Here is a 20,079-nt window from a genome sequence, read left to right on the forward strand (position 1 = left end):
CGTCGGGCGTGATGTGCACATTTGACCGGAGGGTCGTTCGCCGCAACCTTTGCCCGGTTCAGGTTGTCTGTATGTCCATGAATGACAGTCTCGTGCCCGACGTCACGGTTGTCGTCGGCGCCTATGAAGCAATGCCGTATCTGGTCCGCTGCCTGGAGTCGGTGGAGTCGCAGACCATGGGCGCCGACCGCATCGAGATCGTCGCGGTCGACGACGGTTCGACGGACGGCACGGGCGAGTACCTGGAGGAGTTCGCCGCCCGCAGCAAGGTGCGCACCACGCTGGTCCGGCAGGCGAACTCCGGTGGGCCGAGCGGTCCGCGCAACGTCGGTCTCTCCCTCGCGCGGGGCCGCTACGTCTTCTTCCTCGACGCCGACGACTTCCTCGGCGACGAGGCGCTGGACCGGATGGTCACCATGGCGGACCGCGCCGGGACGGACGTGGTGCTCGGCAGGATGGCCGGCAGGGGGCGCGGCGTTCCCCGCTCGATGTTCCACGAGAGCGTCGAGCGTGCCGATGTGTACTCGTCACGGATCATCTACGCCCTCAGCGCACAGAAGCTGTTCCGGCGCGAGATGCTGTGCCGGCTCGGCCTCACCTTCGACGAGAGTCTCCCCACGGGTGAGGACTCGCTGTTCACCATGGAGGCGTATCTCGCCGGCAACGGAGTCTCCGTGGTCGCGGACTACGACTGCTACTACCTGGTCGGCCGCGAGGACGGCAAACACGCCACCCGGCGCGGGACCTACGCGGACCGCTTCGAGGCGCTGACCGGTCTGACCCGGGTGATCGCCCGGCTGGAGCCGCCGGGGCCGCGCCGCGATCTGCTGATGGTCCGGCCGTTCACCGTGGGCCTGCTCCAGCAGTTCGGCCCGGGCTTCCTGCGGCAACCGGAATCGGAGCAGCGCGACAAGCTGCGGCTGGCGGCCGCCATGACCGGCCACTGGAACGACGGTGTCGCCGGCCACGTCAGGGTGGGGGACAGGGTGGTGCTGGAGTGCGTCGCCAGAGGCCGGCTCGACCTGCTGAAGGACATGGTGGAGTTCGCCGCCGCCAAGTCGGTCCCCGAGGTGGTCCGTGAGCCCCGGACGGGACGCCGGGCCTGCGTGTATCTCGCCTATCCGCACTTCAGGGACGCGGCGGCGGGTCTGCCCGACGCGCTGTACGCCGTCACCGTGCCCGACTGGGCCGGCAACTGCCGGGTCCTGCCGCCGGAGGCGCAGGCCCTCACCGTCCGGCGGGTGGTGCGCGGGGTGCGCAGACGGGTACGGCGCCTCGTGCGCAGCGCCCGGAATCGGAACACAGCGTCTGTGCAGCAGAACCGTGGGTAAAGTCGAAAGAGCTGAGCGGTATCCGCTCGGGGAACATCACTCGACTCGAGGACATGAATCGTGAAGGCACTCGTTCTCTCCGGAGGGGCGGGCACCCGCCTGCGTCCCATCACGCACACCTCGGCCAAGCAACTGGTTCCCGTCGCGAACAAGCCGGTGCTCTTCTACGGCCTCGAGGCGATCGCGGAAGCGGGGATCACCGACGTGGGCGTGATCGTCGGCGACACCGCCGACGAGATCAGGGAAGCCGTCGGGGACGGGTCCCGATTCGGTGTGAAAATCACCTACATCCCGCAGGAGAAGCCGCTCGGCCTGGCGCACGCCGTCGCCATTTCGCGGGACTTCCTCGGCGAGGACGACTTCGTGATGTACCTCGGTGACAACTTCATCGTCGGCGGCATCACCGGCCTCGTCGACGAGTTCCGTACGGAACGCCCGGACGCGCAGATCCTGCTGACCAAGGTGCCCGACCCGACGTCCTTCGGTGTCGCCGAACTCGACGGGGACGGCCGTGTCGTGGGCCTTGAGGAGAAGCCGAAGGAGCCCAAGAGCGATCTCGCCCTCGTCGGCGTCTACCTCTTCACCCCTGCCGTGCACGAGGCCGTGCGGTCCATCGAGCCTTCCTGGCGAGGTGAGTTGGAGATCACCCACGCCATCCAGTGGCTCATCGACCAGCGCCGCGACGTGCGCTCGACGACCATCGCCGGCTACTGGAAGGACACCGGCAACGTCACCGACATGCTCGAGGTCAACCGCTCCGTGCTGGAGACGGTGGAGCCGAGCAACGACGGCGAGGTCGACCGGAGCAGCGAGATCATCGGCCGGGTCCGGATCGAGAAGGGGGCACGGATCACCAACAGCCGCATCGTGGGCCCCGCGATCATCGGTGGTGACACGGTGATCAGCGACTCGTACGTCGGCCCCTTCACCTCGGTCTCGGAGGCGTGCCGGATCCAGGACAGCGAGATCGAGTACTCCATCGTCCTGCGCGGCGCCTCCATCTCCGGAGTGCGGCGTGTGGAGGCCTCGCTGATCGGCCGGGACGTCGAGGTCACGCCCTCTCCACGCAACCCGTCCTCCCACCGACTCGTGCTCGGCGACCACAGCAAGGTACAGATCTCCTCATGACAACGAAGATCCTGGTGACCGGTGGCGCCGGTTTCATCGGCTCCCACTACGTCCGCACGCTGCTCGGCCCCGGCGGGCCGGGCGACGTGGCAGTCACCGTGCTCGACAAACTCACCTACGCGGGCAACCCGGCCAACCTCGACGAGGTCCGCGACCATCCCGGCTTCGGCTTCGTGCAGGGCGACATCTGCGACGCCGAACTCGTCGGCAAGCTCATGGCGGAGCACGACCAGGTGGTCCACTTCGCCGCCGAGTCGCACGTGGACCGCTCCATCGACGGCGGCGCGGAGTTCGTGCGCACCAACGTGCTCGGCACCCACACGCTGGTCGACGCCGCCCACCGGGCCGGCGTGGAGCGGTTCGTCCACATCTCCACCGACGAGGTCTACGGCTCGATCGACGAGGGCTCCTGGCCGGAGACGCACCCGCTCGAGCCCAACTCGCCGTACTCGTCGGCCAAGGCGTCCAGCGACCTGATCGCCCTGTCGTACCACCGCACCCACGGTCTGGACGTCCGGGTGACCCGCTGCTCCAACAACTACGGGCACCACCACTTCCCCGAGAAGGTCATCCCGCTGTTCATCACCAACCTGCTGGACGGTGGGAAGGTCCCGCTCTACGGCGACGGCGGCAACGTCCGGGACTGGCTGCACATCGACGACCACGTCCAGGGCATCGAACTCGTCCGCACCAAAGGCCGCCCCGGCGAGGTCTACAACATCGGCGGCGGCACCGAACTGTCCAACAAGGAGCTCACCGGACTGCTGCTGGAGGCCTGCGGCGCGGACTGGGACACCAGCGTCGAGTACGTCACCGACCGCAAGGGCCACGACCGCCGCTACTCGGTCGACTGCACCAAGATCCGCGCGGAGCTCGGCTACGAGCCGCGCAAGGACTTCGCCACCGGGCTCGCGGAGACCGTCCAGTGGTACCGCGACAACCGCGCCTGGTGGGAGCCCCTGAAGGAGCGTGCGGCGCTGTGAGCTGGCTGGTCACCGGCGCCGGCGGCATGCTCGGCCGGGACGTCGTCGCCCGGCTGGCCGCGGAGGGCGTGCCCGCCGTCGCCGTCACGCGCGCGGACCTGGACATCACCGACCCCGACGCCGTGCGCTCCTGCCTGGCGGCCCACCGCCCCGCCGTCGTGGTGAACTGCGCCGCGTGGACGGACGTCGACGGCGCGGAGGAGCGTGAGGACGCCGCCCTGGCCGTCAACGGCACCGGCGCGAGGAACGTGGCGGAGGCCTGCAAGGAGAGCGGCGCCGTCCTGCTGCACATCTCCACCGACTACGTCTTCGCGGGCGACGCCACCCTGCCCTACGCCGAGGACGCCCCCACCGCGCCGCGCAGCGCCTACGGGCGCACCAAGCTGGCGGGGGAGCGGGCCGTGCTCGAGCTGCTGCCCGAGACCGGTCATGTGGTCCGTACGGCCTGGCTCTACGGCGCGGGCGGCCCCAACTTCGTCCGCACCATGATCCGGCTGGAGGCGGCCAGGGACACCCTCGACGTCGTCGACGACCAGCTCGGCCAGCCCACGTGGAGCGCCGACCTCGCCGGTCTGCTCGTGCGGCTGGGGCAGGCGGCGGTGGCCGGGACCGTCCCCGCGGGCGTCCACCACGGCACCAGCCGGGGCGAGACCACCTGGTACGGCTTCACCAGGGAGATCTTCCGGCTGCTGGGCGCGGACCCGGACCGGGTACGGCCGACGGACAGCGGGGCCTTCGCACGCCCGGCGCCCCGTCCTTCGTACAGCGTCCTGGGGCACGAAGGCTGGCGGGGCACCGGGATCGAACCTGTTCGCGACTGGCGCGAGGCGATCGCAGAAGCGTTCCCCGCACTGGTGGAAGCAGAGCGCGGAACGGGTGCTACTGGCCGGTAGACATTTACGTCCGGGCCGCGTACACGCTAACTTCGCTGGGAATCAATCAATTTGATTCCCAGCGAAGGGTTCGATCGGTGGATCGCCACGGTTTTCTGCGTCAACTGCACCGCACGTACAAACCCCGTAACTATCTCGAAATCGGGGTCAACGACGGACGCAGTCTGGCACTCTCCCGGGTCCCTTCCGTCGCGATCGACCCCGCGTTCCGTGTCGTGACGAGCATCAGCTGCGATGTTCACCTCGTCAGGGCCACCAGTGACGACTTTTTCGCGCGCAAGGACCCGCTGGTGCATCTGCGCACCGGCCGCAATCCCTTCCGCGCCCTTGCCCGCAAGGACCCGCTGAATGTGCTCGGCGGAGAGCCGAAGCTCGAACTGTCCTTCATCGACGGAATGCACCTCTTCGAGTACGCGCTCCGCGACTTCATGAACGTCGAGCGGCATTCACGCTGGTCCAGCGTGATCGTGCTCGACGACATGCTCCCGAGGAACGTCGACGAGGCCGCGCGCGACCGGCACACCAAGTTCTGGGCCGGCGACGTCTACAAGGTCGCCCAGGTCCTGCGGAAGTACCGCCCCGACCTGCTCGTCGTCGAGGTCGACACCGCGCCGACCGGAGTCGTGGCGATCTTCGGCGCCGACCCGGAGAGCACCGTCCTCAAGAACGCGTACGACAAGATCATCGAAGAGTACGCCGTGCCCGACCCGCAGGACGTCCCCGAGGAGATCCTCGTCCGCAAGAACGCCGTCCAGCCGGAGGCGCTGCTCGGCGCCGACTTCTGGCCCGCCCTGATCAAGGCCCGCACGCTGCGGCGGCCGCGCTCGGCCTTCGCGCCGGTGCGCAGGAGCATCGAGAGGCTCACGGGCTGAGCCGTTCCCCTCACGCCCCGGATCCGACGGATCCGGGGCGTCCGTCTGCGTGCCGCGCCGTTCAGCCGCGCGCGGCCAGCTCGTCGTAGTAGGCGCGGCACTCCTCGTACCGCGGCAGCAGGCCCTGACGCTCCGCCTCCGCCAGCGACGGCGCCGCGGCGTCCTTGTCGGAGAGCACCGGGGCGATGTCCTGCGGCCAGTCGATGCCCAGACCGGGGTCGAGGGGGTCGATACCGTGCTCACGTTCGGGGGCGTAGCCCTCGGAGCAGAGGTAGACGACCGTGGCGTCGTCCGTCAGGGCCATGAACGCGTGCCCCAGCCCCTCCGACAGATAGACGCTGCGGTGGTCAACGTCGTCGAGACGGACCGCCTCCCACTGCCCGAAGGTCGGTGAGCCGACCCGGATGTCGACCACGACGTCCAGAACGGCGCCCCGCACGCACTTCACGTACTTCGCCTGGCTCGGCGGAACGTCGGCGAAGTGGACGCCGCGGAGCGTGCCGCGGCTGGAGACGGAGCAGTTGGCCTGGGCGAGCCGCAGACCGTGGCCGGCGGCCTTCGCGAAGTCGCCTTCCTTGAACCACTCGTGGAAACTCCCGCGGCTGTCCGGGAAGATCTTCGGCTCGTGCACCCAGGCGCCGGTGATGGAGAGCTGCCGCATGTGATCCTGTCCTCGTTCCGGTGGTGCGGTCAGGTGGCCGATGCCGGGCCCTCGGGTCCGCCGGTCATCCGAGCAGCCGCGCCGCGAACCGGCGTACCTTCCTGCGCCCGGAGGACGGCAGCCGTCGCACGACGGGGCCGGCCACGGTGCGCACCGCCTCGCGCAGCGCCGCCCGGCGGCGCTGCACCGTCAGCGTCCGCAGCAGGGCGGGGTCCGGTGCGGGGAGGCTGTCGTCCAGCCGGAGACGGCCGACGGCATCGACGTCCACCGTACACAGCGCCAGCGCCCGGCCCTTCTCGCCGTCGAGCCGCACCCCGAGCTGCCAGGTGCCCTCCGGCGCACCCTCCACCCGGCGGGGCACCGGCAGGTGGGCACGACCGTGCACCGGGCGCAGCGTGGACGGGAACGCGTGGACGACCGCGGCGTCCGGTGCCTCCGAGGTCGCCGGCTCCTCCGTCCCCGTCGCCTCGGTAGCGGGGACGGGCGCGGCCGGCGGCTTGCTCAGCACGAGCTGCACGGCCGCGGGAGCGGTCGCGGGGGCCGTGACCAGGTCGAGCCGAAGCTGCGGCGAACGCCCCGGCATGCACAGCACCGGGCGGCCCTCCAGATAGGGGACCAGCTTCTTGCCGCGACGGGAGACATCGAGGGTGAGGTTGCCGTACGGGGCGGTGAAGTACGGGATCACGGGGCGGGCGGGTGAGGACAGCAGCGCCGGGACGCACTGGCCGTCGACGTGCTCGGCACGCTCCGCGCCCAGCCGCGTCTTGCGCACGAGACCGAGGCCCCGCACGCTCACCCAGGCGTCCCAGAAGCCCCGGGGAAGGCTGCCCCGGCCCTTGCGGCTGCCCTGGGTGGCCAGCACACCGGTGCCGCGGAGCACGACCTCGCAGGTCCGGCCCGCTCCGTCCGGCCCGTTCCCGTCGGCCTCCGCGGTCTCGTCGTCCTCGTCGTCGAGCATCTCGACGCGGGTCTCCAGCGTCGTGGGGCACAGCCACTCCACGGCCTTCTCGCGGTCACGCAGCGACAGCTCGGCCTGGAAGCCGGCGAGATCGTCGGTGATGTCGAGGAGCGCGCCCTCGGGGAGGAAGCCGGAGGTGATGTCGGGGTGCACGTAGAGCCGCTCGTCACGGCTCAGAAGCTTCAACGGCAGCCGCTGCTCGCCGTGGACCAGCCGTCCCGCCATGGTCACCGTGATCCGGCCGTCGGTCTCCCACCGCACGTCCTCCAGCCGGGCGGAGCCCTTGACGGACGAACCGAGCCGGGCGAGCCGCACCAGCCCCTCCGCGTTGTTCTCACGCAGCAGGGTGGAGCGCATCCGCAGCATCGGACCGAGGCCGTCGTGCACGGAGTCGTCCATGTACTCCAGTGCGAGCGGCCGCACGGCGTCCACCATCTCGCGCAGGTAGCCGTCGTCGTACTTGAGCACCGCCGGCTCGCTGAGGCGGCCCAGCATCTCCACCCGGTAGAAGCGGCGCAGCACCCGGTCCCGCAGCGGACCCGGCTCGGTGTTGGCGACGACGACGTCGAGGACCTCGCGGAGGTTGCCGTAGTAGCCCTCGGGGACGAGCTTCGCCGACCCGGCGTTCTTGCCGTCGTCCCGCTTCGAGTAGTGGTAGCAGGTGTACGTGCCGAGGATCGAGACGACCTTGGCGGGGAAGTACGCCCGCATCATGTACAGCTGGTCCTCGAGGCGGCGCTTGCCCTCGGGGTAGGCGATGCCGTGCTCGCGCAGGAACGCGGTGCGGAACATCTTGTGCGGCGTGAGGCTGTCGAACAGCGGCGCGTCGCGCAGCGTGCACTTCTCGCGGTTCGTACGGAAGACGCCGTGCGGCACGCCGCGGAAGTTGCTGGCCACCTTGCCGATGACGATGTCGGAGCCGTTCCTGTGCCCCATGTCGTAGAGGCGGCGCAGCGCGTCCGTGCCCAGGTGGTCGTCCTGGTCGAGGAACTGGACGTACTCGCCGAGGGCTTCGGCGACCCCGACGTTCCGCGGCTTGCCCGGCCAGCCGGAATTGGGGATGTGGATCACCCGGAAGTGGGGGTGCTCGGCTGCCAGCTTGTCGAGCCGCTCCGGGGTGTCGTCCGTGGAGCCGTCATCGACGAACAGGACCTCGAACTCCTCGGCCGGCAGGGTCTGGCGGACCAAGGAATCGATGCACGGGTCGATGTACTTCCCCGGGTTGTACACCGGGATGACGACACTCACTTTGACCGACACAGCTGCGCCCCGTCTGTTGTGGGAACCGGAGTCGAAGGTGGCGGGCCGGAGACAGGCATGCGCCGGAACGGGCGCGTGCCACCGCCCACCCGCCACCCTAGCGGTTGGCCGGATCGAACAACCATCGGCGCGGTCAACTCGCGCCGTCCGCCAGTGCGTTTCGGCGTGGCACCGTCCGACGCGGGTGACGAGGGACAGGTGCCGGCGGCCGGATACCGCTGTCCAGCGAGCGGAACGGCCGCGCACCCGACAGGGCCGCTGGCATACATTCGGCCTTGTGACAGAGGCGAGGCACGGCGTGAGCGGACAGAGCCCGGAACAGCAGGCAGCGGGGCATTCGGCAGCGGCCCCCGGGGGGCAGCCACCGGCCTCCGCCGCACCGTCGGGCACGGTCCCGGCGAGGACGCACGTCACCGCCGCCCGCCGGATCGTCGTCAAGGTCGGGTCCTCCTCCCTCACCACCGCCGCCGGCGGGCTCGACGCGGACCGGGTGGACGCCCTGGTGGACGTGCTCGCCAAGGTCCGCAGCGGCGGCGAGAAGGAGATAGTGCTCGTCTCCTCCGGCGCCATCGCCGCGGGCCTCGCGCCGCTCGGGCTCACCCGCCGGCCCAAGGATCTGGCCCGTCAGCAGGCCGCCGCGAGCGTCGGCCAGGGCCTGCTCGTCGCCCGCTACACCGCGTCCTTCGCGCGCTACGGCGTCCGCGTCGGCCAGGTGCTCCTGACCAGCGACGACACCAGCCGGCGCGCCCACTACCGCAACGCCTACCGGACCCTGGACCAGCTCCTCGCCATGGGCGCGGTCCCGGTCGTCAACGAGAACGACACCGTCGCCACCGACGAGATCCGCTTCGGAGACAACGACCGGCTCGCCGCGCTCGTCGCCCACCTCGTACGGGCGGACCTGCTGGTCCTGCTCTCCGACGTCGACGGCCTCTACGACGGGGACCCGGCCCGCCCCGACACCAGCCGCATCGAGGAGGTGCACGGCCCCGAGGACATCGCCCACGTGCAGATCGGCAGCGCGGGCAAGGCGGGCGTCGGCACCGGCGGCATGGTCACCAAGGTCGAGGCGGCCCGGATCGCCGCGGCCGCCGGCGTGCCCGTGGTCCTCACCTCCGCGAGCCGCGCCGCCGACGCGCTCTCGGGCCGTGACACCGGCACGTACTTCCACGCCACCGGACGCCGCTCCGCGGACCGGCTGCTGTGGCTCGCCCACGCCTCGACACCGCAGGGCTCCCTCACCCTCGACGACGGTGCCGTCCGGGCCGTCGTCGACAACAGGAAGTCGCTGCTGCCGGCGGGGATCGCCGCGGTGGACGGCGAGTTCAGCGCCGGTGACCCGGTCGAGCTGCGCGACGCCGCCGGCCGGCCGGTCGCACGGGGGCTGGTCAACTTCGACGCCAAGGAGATCCCCCGGATGGCCGGCCGCTCCACCAGGGAACTGGGGAAGGAGCTCGGCCCGGAGTACGAGCGGGAAGTCGTACACAGGGACGATCTGGTCGTCCTTCAGACGTGAAAAGGCGGAAAGTCCCGCCATCTGGCAGAGACCTTTACCAAAACCGCCCCACGCCCCGCCGTGGGCTGGTCAACTTTGTTGCGGGGGAACGCGGGGTTCGGCACGACGACGCAGCACGACGCAGCAACAGGGAGGCCGCCGGTGAGACGAGCGCGCCCAGGGGATGCGCCCCGAGGGAACGGGAAGCTGCCGGGCGTCCGCCGGTCGGTGGGCGAGGAGCGGGCTCTGACCAGCGTCGGGGCGGGGGCCGACTTCGGCGACGGGCACGGTGACGCGCGCGGCGAAGCGCGGGCCGATGGCGACACCGCCCGCGGGGACCGGATGAAGATCCAGGACCAGGGGACCGGGGCCGGCACCGTGGAGGCCGGGACACGGCCGGGCGCCGCCGAAGAGGAGCGTGTGCTGTCCCGCCTGTGGCACATCACGCTCAGCGTCTCCGGCCGGGAGGCCCCGCTCAAGGAGGTCCGCCGCGGCCTCGAGCAGCTGGCCCACGACCACCCCTTCCTGCTCACCAGCCGGTACGCCAACGACCACGCCGAAATCCGCTACTGGGAGGAGGCGCGCGACCTGCACGACGCGGCCGCCGTCGCCCTGCGGCTGTGGGGCGAACACCGTTCCACGGCCAACCTGCCGCCGTGGGAGATCGTCGGCCTCGAGGTCATCGACCGGCAGACCTATCACCAGCGCGTCGCGGAGGGTTACGGCCCGCCGGCGGCCGCGCGGGTGGGTGTGCATCCCTTCTGAGGGAGGGCAGGCCGGGGCGCGGGGGCGGGAACCGTCTCCTGCGAAGGCAGGGCGCGTGAGGTCGTCCAGGCGGGCGGCGCGCGCCGGCGGTCCGTCTCGGACTGCGGGATACGGGAGGGCCGCCCGCGGGCGGCGCATTACGCTTCCTGTATGACGTCGCTCTCTTCGGTTTCGCCCTACGACAACATGTCCCCGGTCGCCCAGGTGGCCTACCGGGCCCGCGCGGCGGCCGCCGACCTCGCTCCTCTGCCTCGATCGGCCAAGGACGACGCGCTGCTCGCGATGGCCGACGCCCTGGAGGTCCGTACGAGCGAGATCGTCGAGGCGAACGCCGAGGACATCGCCCGCGCCCGTGAGGCGGGGACCAGCGAGACGGTCATCGACCGGCTCACGCTCACTCCCGAGCGGGTGCGCGCCATCGCCGCCGACGTGCGTCATGTGGCCGCCCTGCCCGACCCCGTCGGCGAGGTGGTGCGCGGCTCGACCCTTCCCAACGGCATCGACCTGCGCCAGGTGCGGGTGCCGCTCGGCGTCGTCGGCATCATCTACGAGGCCCGGCCGAACGTCACCGTGGACGCCGCCGCGCTGTGCCTGAAGTCGGGCAACGCGGTGCTGCTGCGCGGATCGTCCTCCGCGTACTCCTCCAACACCGCCCTCGTGCGGGTACTGCGGGACGCGGTCGGCGGCTCCGGCCTGCCGGCCGATGCCGTGCAGCTCGTGCCCGGCGAGAGCCGGGACTCCGTACGCGAACTGATGCGGGCCCGCGGCATGGTCGACGTGCTGATCCCCCGGGGCGGCGCCTCGCTGATCCGCACCGTCGTCGAGGAGTCCATCGTTCCCGTCATCGAGACGGGGACCGGGAACTGCCACGTGTACGTGGACGCCGAGACCGACATCGACATGGCCGTCGAGATCCTGATCAACTCCAAGGCGCAGCGGCCGAGCGTCTGCAACGCCGCGGAGACCCTCCTCGTCCACGAGGACGTCGCGGCCGCCTTCCTGCCGCGCGCCCTGGACGCGCTCGCGGACGCGGGGGTGACCGTGCACGGCGACGAACGCGTCATCGAGTACGCGGACGCCACCAAGGCCACGATCGTGCCCGCGACCACGGAGGACTGGGAGACGGAGTACCTCTCCTACGACATCGCCGCCGCCGTCGTCGAGTCCCTGGAGTCGGCCGTCGCCCACATCCGTCTCTGGTCGTCCGGTCACACCGAGGCGATCGTCACCACCTCGCAGGCCGCGGCCCGGCGATTCACCCAGCTGGTGGACTCCACGACGGTCGCGGTGAACGCGTCCACCCGTTTCACCGACGGTGGTCAGTTCGGATTCGGCGCCGAGATCGGAATCTCGACGCAGAAGCTGCACGCGCGCGGTCCGATGGGGCTGCCCGAGCTGACCTCGACGAAGTACATCGTGACGGGCGACGGCCACACGAGGTGACCGTCAGCGGGGCGGCGCCCCGGGTCACCCGGGCGGGGAGAGTTTGCGCTCTCCCTGCCCAAACCGGGCCCCCCGGTCTACTCTGAGAACGTGCCGGACGACGTGGGGGGCAAGCCGTTCCCGGACGGCTGGGAGCCTGACGACGACCGCGGGGGCGCGGACGAGGACTTCGCCACCGTGGTGTTCGACGAGGACTTCGTACGGGCCGCCAAGATCCACGAACCGACCGCGGTGGAGCGGTTGCTGGCCGCCGCGGAGGCCCGCGCAGAGGCGGACGCCGCCCGGTCCGGCCCACGGGGGCACTCTCCCGACGACGACCTCTACGACAGCCGCCACACCGCCGGCCACCGGCGTCGCGGCTACGACCACGACGACGAGGACGACGAGGACACGGGCCCCGACGGCGACTGGGCAGGCCCGTACGGGCGGCACGGCGGCGCTCTGCGTCCCTACCGCGGCACCGCACGCTGGCACCGGCCCGTGGCCTGGCTGCTGGCCCTGCTGATGGGCATCGGGATGGTCGCCCTCGCCTTCACGGCCGTGTACCGCGGAGCCTCGAACAGCAACCGCCAGGATCCGGTGCCGCAGCCCGCACGGACGGGCGTGGACGCACCACCGACGGGAGCCACGGTCAGCGGGCGGGGCAACGGTCCCGTAGCCACGCCGCTCGAACATTCCGCCCCGCGGGTCTCCACGGTGCCACCGGCTCCCTGAGGCGCCCGCGTTTCCTGGGGTCCGCGCGCTCCGTGAGGCTCTCGAGCCGACCTGGAGCCACCTGCCAATACCCCCCGGGCACCCCGTGCGCAACTTGGTGAGAACTCGTCAGAACTTGTGGTGTACCAGGGCGTTTACCGCGTGCCCGCCAGACCTACCCTGAAAGTATGGCTGGGCGTGGAGACCCGCCCGAGGGGACTCCCGAGGGGCTCCCCGGCGGTGGAGATGACGAGTACGGATCGGTCGTCTTCGACGAATCGTTCATCCGTGCTGCCCGCGTCCAGGAATTCTCCGCGGTGGAGCGGATGGGCGAGGACGCGCCGGCCGTGCGCAGCCTCCCCGCGTGGAACGCCGGCCGGGCCCCCGGCCAGATCCTGCTGCTGGTCCTCCTCGTCATGATCGCCTTCGGCACCGCGATCTACCTGGGCGTCCGGCACCCCTACCAGCCGCCCCAGGCCCGGCAGGCCGAGCAGTTGCACGTCACGGTCGTCCCGCTCGCGCCGCAGGGCCCGGTACCGGGAGGCTCGCCCGCAGAGCTCTATGCCAGCAGCCAGGCCGATCAGTTCCGCACGGGCGCCGCGGGCATCACCATGCCGCCCGTGCGCCGGACCGGGCACTTCTCGGAGGCGCAGGTGATGACCGCGCTGGCGACCGCCAAGGACTACCTGGTGACATCGTCGCTCGACCCCGACGTCCTCACCGGTGACGCCGTCCAGCCCGTGCGTACCCTGCTCCACCCGGACCAGATGGCGCAGTTCGACCGGAGCGTCGCCTCACCGGCCGCCGACGGCCGGCATGCCGCCACCGGCTGGCTGGTGCGCTTCGACCCCGCGAAGGTCGCGCTGGCGGATCCGGACGTGCGGGTGCGGGGCACGCTCACCGTCACAGAGGCGGGCACCGGCGCCCTGGAGATCGTCTCCGACCACACCTTCGTCTACGCGCTGCGCCGGGCGGCCGTCAGCGGTCCGGGCATGGACGAGGCCTCGCTCTTCACGGTCCGCCGCGAGCTCCACTTCCGCTTCGACCGGGACGACCTCGCGCACCATCGCCTGGAGGTACGGGTCAGCAACGTCCAGGCCGGGCCGCAGGCCTGCTCGTCCGACGTGTCGGGAGCACTGCATCCGCTGCTGTCCGGACAGCGGGCGGATTCCGACGGCCCGGCCGGCACCGACCCGTACGCGACGGGCCGGGCCACCGTGGCTCTCTGCGGGTCCCTCGCCCCTGAGGCTCAGCCCTCGCCCTGAGCGGTGCCGCCGCCCGCCGGACCGGTGCCGTTGCCGCCGCCGGCGGTCTCGCCGGCCGCGCTGCCGTTGCCCATGAACTTGTCCCGCAGCTTGCCGCCGAGGTCACCCGCCCCGCCCGCTATGTCGCCGACCAGCTTCATCAGCGGGTCCTTGCTGGTGCGCACCGTGTCGGCATAGTGCGAGGCGGACTCGCGGAACGAGTCGGTGACCGAGGCGTCCTTGTCCTCGGTGCGGCGGGGGTAGTGGCCGTCCATGATCCGCTGGTAGTCGCGGCTCTCCGCCCACTTCTTCAGCTCGGCGGCGCGCACCGTGGTGAACGGGTGCGACCGGGGGAGCACATTGAGGATCTTCAGAACGGAGTCGCGCAGGTCACCCGCGGACTCGTACTCCTCCGCCTGCTGCAAGAACGCGTCCACGTTCATCTCGTGCAGGTGGTTTCCGCCGGCGATCTTCATCAGGCCACGCATCGACGCCTGGAGGTCCTGGCCCACGAGCAGGCCCGCGCGGTCGGCCGACAGCTCGGACTTGCGGAACCACTCGCGCAGCGCCGTGACGATCGCCATGATCGCCACATTGCCCAGCGGTATCCAGGCGACCTTCAGCGCCAGGCCGGTGAGGAAGAGGAGAACCGTGCGGTAGACGGAGTGCCCGGAGAGGGCGTGGCCGACCTCATGGCCGACGACCGCCCGCATCTCCTCCTCGTCGAGCAGCTCCACGAGCCCGGTGGTGAGGACGATGATCGGCTCGTCCAGGCCGATGCACATGGCGTTGGGACGCGGGTCCTGCGTCACGTACATCGCCGGGACCTTCTCGAGGTCCAGGATGTAGCAGGCGTCGCGCAGCATGTCGTTGAGATGCGCGAACTGGGCGTCGCTCACCCGCACCGAGTCGGAGAGGAAGAGCAGTCGCAGGCTGCGCTCGGGAAGCAGCGCGCTGAGTGCCTTGAAAACGGTGTCGAAGCCGCTGAGCTTGCGCAGCGCGACGAGCGCCGAGCGGTCCGCGGGGTGTTCGTACGCCCGTGAGGAGATCTCCGGGAAGCGCTTGCGCTGCCTGCTCGGTACCTGCTCGTGGCTGTTGGTCATGGTGCCCCCTGTTGGTGCGAGTCCTCGCTCGTCCCCCTGACGGACCTCAGCCTAGGGGCTGGGGCCGCGGCACGGCGGGGCCTGTGGACAACTCCCGGAACCCCTGTGACGGCGTCTGCGGTGGGCACAACGACTGAGTCGGCGTGAGCGTGCCCGGGGGGCCCGCATACGATGTCCGCGAAGTCTCCGACTCCCACTCCCGATCGATTGGTCCTGTTGAAGATGAGCCTCACCGGCACCGCCGCCAACCTGGTCACTCTCGCCGAGGGCGCCGAGCACGGCGGCAACCACGAAAGCCTCAGCCCGTACGTGACCGGCATCGGCGCCTTCGTCGCCCTGATGCTGCTGCTGTGGATCACCACCCGCTTCAACCGCGACCGCTGATCCCTGGTCGGCGACCGGTGCCAGTAGGCTCTGCACGCATGGGAGAGCAGATAGTGGCCGCGGGCTCCGGCGCCGGCTCCGGTCCGGGCAGACGCCGACTCGGCGTGATGGGCGGGACGTTCGACCCGATCCACCACGGTCACCTGGTGGCCGCCAGCGAGGTGGCCGCCCTCTTCCACCTCGACGAGGTGGTTTTCGTGCCGACCGGGCAGCCGTGGCAGAAGAGCCACAAGAACGTGTCACCGGCCGAGGACCGCTATCTGATGACGGTCATCGCCACGGCGTCCAACCCGCAGTTCTCGGTGAGCCGTATCGACATCGACCGCGGAGGCCCGACGTACACCATCGACACGCTGCGGGACCTGCGCTGCCTCAACGAGGACTCGGACCTGTTCTTCATCACGGGTGCCGACGCGCTCTCCCAGATCCTCGGCTGGCGGAACGCGGAGGAACTGTTCTCGCTCGCCCACTTCATCGGAGTGACCCGGCCGGGCCATGATCTGACGGACGACGGCCTGCCCGAGGGCGGGGTCTCCCTGGTGGAGGTTCCGGCGCTGGCCATCTCGTCGACCGACTGCAGGGAGAGAGTCGCCCAGGGGGACCCGGTCTGGTACCTGGTGCCGGACGGTGTGGTGCGCTACATCGACAAGCGCCAGTTGTACCGCGGCGAATGAGCCGCGGAGAGGGGCACCGTTGAACGACCAGCAGAATCCTTACGACCCGTACCACCAGCCGCAGATCATCGGCTACGACGAGTACGGACAGCCGGTCTATCAGCAGCCCCAGCAGTACGACCCCTACGCACAGCAGCAGGACGGCCACTCTGGGCAGCAGGACGGACGGAACCGTCAGGATCCGGGGGCCTACGGTTCCACGCAGGACTACGGCTCGGCGCAGGGCTACGGCCCCGAGCAGGGCTACGGCGGCGCGGGCGAAGGCTACGGCGGCGCCGGGCAGGACTACGGCCGGCCCCAGTCGTCCCAGGGCTACTCGTACGACCCGTACGCCCCCCAGCCGCAGGCGCCGGCAGGGCAGGACCGGGGTTACGACACCTACGCGTCCGGCCAGGGCGGTTACGGCTACGACACCGGTACCCAGCCGGCCGTCGACACGACGGCGCAGTGGTTCCCGCAGCAGCAGACTCCACAGCAGCAGCAATCACAGCAGCAACAGCAGGCCGCCCGGTACCAGGCCTCTCAGCACCAGGAGCAGCAGCGTCCCGCTCCTGTGACCGGGGAAACGGCCGGGGTGCCGGAGCAGCGCCGGCCTGCCGACGGGTCGTCGGAGCGTCCCTACCAGACCGAGCAGTTCTCGTTCATCGAGGAGCCGGACGAGGACTCCGAAGACGTCATCGACTGGCTGAAGTTCACCGAGAGCCGCTCGGAGCGGCGCGAGGAGGCCAAACGCCGGGGCCGCAACCGCGTCGTCGCGCTCCTCGTCACGATGGCCCTCGTGCTCGTCGGCGGCGTCGGCTACCTCTGGTACGCGGGCAAGCTGCCCGGCCTGTCCGGCTCCGACACGAAGAGCGAGGCGGCCGCCGGCCCGCAGAAGCGCGACGTCATCGTGGTGCACCTGCACAACACCAGGAAGAAGGGCACGTCCACCGCCCTTCTCGTCGACAACGCCACCACCGGCCAGGGCACCACCGTCCTGCTCCCCGACAACCTCTCCGTGGCGAACGACGACGGTACGGCCACCACCCTCGGCAAGTCCGTCGAGGACGACGGGTCCACCGGTACCCGCGAGGCGATCGGCACCCTGCTGGGCGCCAAGGTCTCCGGCACCTGGCGCCTCGACACCCCTTACCTGGAGAACCTCGTCGAGCTGGTCGGCACGATCGACCTGACGACCGACACCGAGGTCCCCGGTGCGGAGAAGGGTGACGAGCCCCTCGTCAAGAAGGGCGAGAACCAGACGCTCAACGGGCGGGCGGCCGTGGCGTACGCCACCTACGTCGGGCCGGAGGAGGCCGAGGAGAAGCAGCTGCTGCGCTTCGGCCAGGTCATGCAGGCGGTGCTCAAGAAGCTCCCGGACGACCCCAAGTCGGCCACGGTCATCGTGGAGACGCTGGCGCAGATCCTCGACCCGTCCCTCAACGAGCGGGACCTCGGTACGTCCCTCGCCAAGCTCGCCGAGCACGCGAAGGGCGGCGACTACAAGACCGCGCTGCTGCCCGTCCAGGAGGACGGCACGCTCAGCGACGAGGCCGCCGACAGTGTCGTCAAGGACGTCCTCGGCGGCTCGGTCAGCGCGCCGGAGCCGGGCGACACCGTCCGTGTGGGGATCAAGAACGGCAGCGGGAAGACCGCTGCCACGGAGCGGGCCCGGGTCACCCTCATCAACGGCGGCTACAACGTCATCGACGGAGGCAAGGCGGACACGGTCGACGCGTCGCAGGTCATCTACGGCGACGATGCCCAGAAGGCGAAGGCGGAAGAGGTCGCCAAGACCCTCGGCCTCCCGGCCGGTGCCGTGAAGAAGGGCAAGGCGGCCACCAACGCCGACGTCTCGGTGGTCCTCGGCCCCGATTTCAAGATCGAGGAGCCGGAGTGACCGGGGCGACGCCGGGCGCCTGAGCATCGCTGCGTGGGGTGTCGGCGGTCCGTGAGACCCTTGAAGGGTTCCTGACCGCCGACGAAAGCCTGCCTGTGACCGCCACGGATCGCTCCATCGAGCTCGTCAACGCCGCCGCCCAGGCGGCGGCCGACCGGCTCGCGCACGACATCATCGCGTACGACGTCAGCGATGTGCTCTCCATCACCGACGCCTTCCTCCTCGCCTCTGCGCCCAACGACCGTCAGGTCAAGTCGATCGTCGACGAGATCGAGGAGCGGCTGAACAAGCAGCTCGGCGCCAAGCCGGTGCGCCGCGAGGGCGACCGCGACGCCCGCTGGATCCTGCTCGACTACGTCGACATCGTGGTGCACGTCCAGCACACCGAGGAGCGGGTCTTCTACGCCCTCGAGCGGCTCTGGAAGGACTGCCCGGAGCTCACGCTCCCGGAGGACGCCAGGAAGACCCGCGGCAAGGCCAAGGAGCACGCCGAGCTCACCGGCGGTGACACGGAAGGGGAGCAGCGCTGAACGGCATCAGCAGCAGCGGCGGCGGCGCCGGGAGCGCCCGGCGGGGGCGCGGCCGGCGCATCGTCCTGTGGCGTCACGGCCAGACCGCGTGGAACCTGGAGCGCCGTTTCCAGGGCTCCACGGACATCGAGCTGACAGAGGCCGGCGTCGCCCAGGCGCGCCGTGCCGCCCGGCTGCTCGCGTCGCTGAACCCCGACGCGATCGTCGCCTCCGACCTGAAGCGGGCCGCCGCGACGGCGGGCGAACTGGCCGGTGTCACCGGTATCGACATCTCCTACGACGCAGCCCTGCGCGAGACGTACGCGGGTGCCTGGCAGGGCCTGACCCATGAGGAGATCATCGGGCGCTACGGCGACCAGTACGCCGCCTGGAAGCGCGGCGAGCCGGTCCGGCGCGGCGGCGGGGAGCTGGAGACCGAGGTGGCCGACCGGGCCGCTCCGGTGGTGCTCCACCACGCCGACAAGCTGCCCGACGACGGCACGCTCGTCGTCGTCAGCCACGGTGGCACGATCCGCACGACCATCGGCCGGCTGCTCGGCCTCGAGTCCCAGCACTGGGAGAGCCTCGGCGGGCTCACGAACTGCTGCTGGTCGGTGCTGGGCGAAGGCGCGCGGGGCTGGCGGCTGCTCGAGCACAACGCCGGCACCCTGCCGGAGCCGGTCCTCGGCGACGACACCTGAGCGGGCCGGGTCCGGCGCGCACCGCCCGGCGGCGGTGCCGGACCCGGATTTCACTTTCCGGCAGGTCGCAGGCTAAAGTTCTTCTTGTTCGCAGCGCGGAGCGCGAAGAACACGCGGGGCTATAGCTCAGTTGGTAGAGCGCCTGCATGGCATGCAGGAGGTCAGGAGTTCAATTCTCCTTAGCTCCACAATCGGATCCCGTCCCCTGCCAGGGGGCGGGATTCTTCGTTCCTGTCCGATCATGACCGCCCTCCCGCGGTGCATGGCCGATCTCGTACGCGAACGCCGCTGACCGCCGTGCGCGGCCGTGGCAGAATCGGACGGCCGGAGGGGACACCGGCGGTACGGGAGGGAGCGCACGATGTCCGCCAGCGGCGAGGAAGCCGGGGAGGCTGCCGATGACCTGCTTGCCACGGCGGAGGCCGGTGCTCGCCTCAGCTGTCCTTCCTGTGGTTCTGTCCATGTCGCCCAGGTCCTCGGGGACAACGGCGGCGTTTCCTTCGTGTGCACGGCCTGCGGCCACAGCTGGAGCTGAGTGATGGGTGCCCACAGGCGTAAATGCGACTGGTGCGGCAGCGGTACGCCGATCGTCAGGGACATGGATCCGGTCAATCCCGAGTTCCAGTACTGGTGCGAGGAGTGCGCGCGGGCGCTGATCATAAAAGGCGACCCGATCGAGACCTACCGCGAGCTCGAGGGTGAACCGATCTACGGCCGGCTCCTCGACGAGCACTGCACCCTCAAACGTTTCTACTCGTTCGCGACGGCCTGACCGCCTCAGCGCGCGACAGGATGCCGGTTACGCCCCCTTTGTTCCCTCGTGTGCAAATGGTGCGTACCGGCGCGTTCCGGGTGCGGTCGTAATCGATTTGGAGATGCGGCGACGGGGGCGTTAATGTTCTCTACGTCGCCGCCGCGGGGGAAACCCGGGAGCGGGGCGGCACACAGCAAGGGGCTATAGCTCAGTTGGTAGAGCGCCTGCATGGCATGCAGGAGGTCAGGAGTTCAATTCTCCTTAGCTCCACAAGAGACAGTGAAGCGGGCCACCCGGATCGGGGTGGCCGCATCAGGAATATGAGTTGCTGGCCTCAACAAAAAACGCA

19 protein-coding genes and 2 tRNA genes are annotated in these 20,079 nt (G+C 70.4%); 18 read left to right on the forward strand and 3 right to left on the reverse strand.

Features of this window, described 5'->3' with window-relative positions; all coding sequences use genetic code 11:
* Positions 1-77: 77 nt before the first annotated feature.
* From AB0K36_RS31630 to AB0K36_RS31650, 5 genes are all read left to right on the forward strand, one after another.
* Positions 78-1,331 (forward strand): glycosyltransferase family 2 protein, encoded by a 1,254-nt coding sequence (locus tag AB0K36_RS31630; protein WP_364600813.1) that lies wholly within the window; start codon positions 78-80, stop codon positions 1,329-1,331.
* A gap of 60 nt (positions 1,332-1,391) precedes the next feature.
* Positions 1,392-2,459, forward strand: a complete 1,068-nt coding sequence (locus tag AB0K36_RS31635) for a glucose-1-phosphate thymidylyltransferase (RefSeq protein WP_364600786.1) — start codon at positions 1,392-1,394, stop codon at positions 2,457-2,459.
* A complete protein-coding gene (gene rfbB, locus AB0K36_RS31640; RefSeq protein WP_364600788.1) occupies positions 2,456-3,442 on the forward strand; it encodes a dTDP-glucose 4,6-dehydratase in 987 nt (328 codons plus the stop codon). Before AB0K36_RS31635 ends, rfbB begins: the two co-directional genes overlap by 4 nt.
* On the forward strand, positions 3,439-4,335 hold the full coding sequence (gene rfbD / locus AB0K36_RS31645) for a dTDP-4-dehydrorhamnose reductase (protein ID WP_364600790.1): 897 nt from the start codon (positions 3,439-3,441) through the stop codon (positions 4,333-4,335). Before rfbB ends, rfbD begins: the two co-directional genes overlap by 4 nt.
* A gap of 77 nt (positions 4,336-4,412) precedes the next feature.
* The gene (locus AB0K36_RS31650; protein WP_364600792.1) at positions 4,413-5,207 is read left to right on the forward strand and encodes an O-methyltransferase; all 795 of its coding nucleotides are present in this window, start codon (positions 4,413-4,415) and stop codon (positions 5,205-5,207) included.
* A gap of 61 nt (positions 5,208-5,268) precedes the next feature.
* On the opposite strand, the gene rfbC is transcribed toward AB0K36_RS31650, so the two are convergent.
* Positions 5,269-5,868 carry a dTDP-4-dehydrorhamnose 3,5-epimerase gene (rfbC, locus tag AB0K36_RS31655; protein WP_364600794.1) on the reverse strand — a complete coding sequence of 200 codons (600 nt, stop codon included), beginning with the start codon at positions 5,866-5,868 and terminating at the stop codon, positions 5,269-5,271.
* Between the two features lie 64 nt (positions 5,869-5,932).
* On the reverse strand, positions 5,933-8,086 hold the full coding sequence (locus tag AB0K36_RS31660; RefSeq protein WP_364600796.1) for a glycosyltransferase family 2 protein: 2,154 nt from the start codon (positions 8,084-8,086) through the stop codon (positions 5,933-5,935).
* Positions 8,087-8,513: 427 nt separating this feature from the next.
* On the opposite strand from AB0K36_RS31660, the gene proB reads away from it, so the two are divergent.
* The 5 genes from proB to AB0K36_RS31685 all read left to right on the forward strand — a co-directional run bounded on the left by proB (position 8,514) and on the right by AB0K36_RS31685 (position 13,747).
* A complete protein-coding gene (proB, locus tag AB0K36_RS31665) occupies positions 8,514-9,602 on the forward strand; it encodes a glutamate 5-kinase (RefSeq protein ID WP_364600815.1) in 1,089 nt (362 codons plus the stop codon).
* A gap of 141 nt (positions 9,603-9,743) precedes the next feature.
* Positions 9,744-10,346: a DUF8830 family protein gene (locus AB0K36_RS31670; RefSeq protein WP_364600798.1), complete on the forward strand. Its 603-nt coding sequence runs from the start codon at positions 9,744-9,746 to the stop codon at positions 10,344-10,346.
* 150 nt (positions 10,347-10,496) lie between these two features.
* Positions 10,497-11,789: a glutamate-5-semialdehyde dehydrogenase gene (locus tag AB0K36_RS31675; protein ID WP_364600800.1), complete on the forward strand. Its 1,293-nt coding sequence runs from the start codon at positions 10,497-10,499 to the stop codon at positions 11,787-11,789.
* A 90-nt stretch (positions 11,790-11,879) separates the two neighbouring features.
* The gene (locus AB0K36_RS31680) at positions 11,880-12,503 is read left to right on the forward strand and encodes an SCO2584 family spore wall biosynthesis protein (protein ID WP_364600802.1); all 624 of its coding nucleotides are present in this window, start codon (positions 11,880-11,882) and stop codon (positions 12,501-12,503) included.
* A gap of 167 nt (positions 12,504-12,670) precedes the next feature.
* Positions 12,671-13,747: an SCO2583 family membrane protein gene (locus AB0K36_RS31685; RefSeq protein ID WP_364600803.1), complete on the forward strand. Its 1,077-nt coding sequence runs from the start codon at positions 12,671-12,673 to the stop codon at positions 13,745-13,747.
* On the opposite strand, the gene AB0K36_RS31690 is transcribed toward AB0K36_RS31685, so the two are convergent.
* Positions 13,732-14,829: a M48 family metallopeptidase gene (locus AB0K36_RS31690; RefSeq protein WP_364600804.1), complete on the reverse strand. Its 1,098-nt coding sequence runs from the start codon at positions 14,827-14,829 to the stop codon at positions 13,732-13,734. The genes AB0K36_RS31685 and AB0K36_RS31690 overlap by 16 nt on opposite strands.
* Positions 14,830-15,045: 216 nt before the next feature.
* Between AB0K36_RS31690 and AB0K36_RS31695 the strand changes: the two genes are divergently transcribed.
* The 8 genes from AB0K36_RS31695 (at position 15,046) to AB0K36_RS31730 (ending at position 20,000) form a co-directional block, all read left to right on the forward strand.
* Positions 15,046-15,213, forward strand: a complete 168-nt coding sequence (locus AB0K36_RS31695) for a hypothetical protein (RefSeq protein ID WP_159039484.1) — start codon at positions 15,046-15,048, stop codon at positions 15,211-15,213.
* 38 nt (positions 15,214-15,251) lie between these two features.
* Positions 15,252-15,887, forward strand: a complete 636-nt coding sequence (gene nadD, locus AB0K36_RS31700) for a nicotinate-nucleotide adenylyltransferase (RefSeq protein WP_364600806.1) — start codon at positions 15,252-15,254, stop codon at positions 15,885-15,887.
* A gap of 19 nt (positions 15,888-15,906) precedes the next feature.
* Positions 15,907-17,766, forward strand: a complete 1,860-nt coding sequence (locus AB0K36_RS31705) for an LCP family protein (RefSeq protein ID WP_364600808.1) — start codon at positions 15,907-15,909, stop codon at positions 17,764-17,766.
* A 95-nt stretch (positions 17,767-17,861) separates the two neighbouring features.
* Positions 17,862-18,296 carry a ribosome silencing factor gene (gene rsfS / locus AB0K36_RS31710; protein ID WP_189467936.1) on the forward strand — a complete coding sequence of 145 codons (435 nt, stop codon included), beginning with the start codon at positions 17,862-17,864 and terminating at the stop codon, positions 18,294-18,296.
* Positions 18,293-18,976, forward strand: coding sequence for a histidine phosphatase family protein (locus AB0K36_RS31715; protein ID WP_364600817.1), 684 nt, complete (start codon positions 18,293-18,295; stop codon positions 18,974-18,976). Before rsfS ends, AB0K36_RS31715 begins: the two co-directional genes overlap by 4 nt.
* Positions 18,977-19,091: 115 nt before the next feature.
* Positions 19,092-19,164: transfer RNA gene (locus AB0K36_RS31720), tRNA-Ala, on the forward strand.
* 350 nt (positions 19,165-19,514) lie between these two features.
* Positions 19,515-19,748 carry a hypothetical protein gene (locus AB0K36_RS31725; protein WP_005317760.1) on the forward strand — a complete coding sequence of 78 codons (234 nt, stop codon included), beginning with the start codon at positions 19,515-19,517 and terminating at the stop codon, positions 19,746-19,748.
* 179 nt (positions 19,749-19,927) lie between these two features.
* Positions 19,928-20,000: transfer RNA gene (locus AB0K36_RS31730), tRNA-Ala, on the forward strand.
* Positions 20,001-20,079 lie beyond the last annotated feature (79 nt).

It is taken from the genome of Streptomyces kurssanovii (assembly GCF_040677245.1).
Taxonomy (GTDB): Bacteria; Actinomycetota; Actinomycetes; order Streptomycetales; family Streptomycetaceae; genus Streptomyces; species Streptomyces kurssanovii.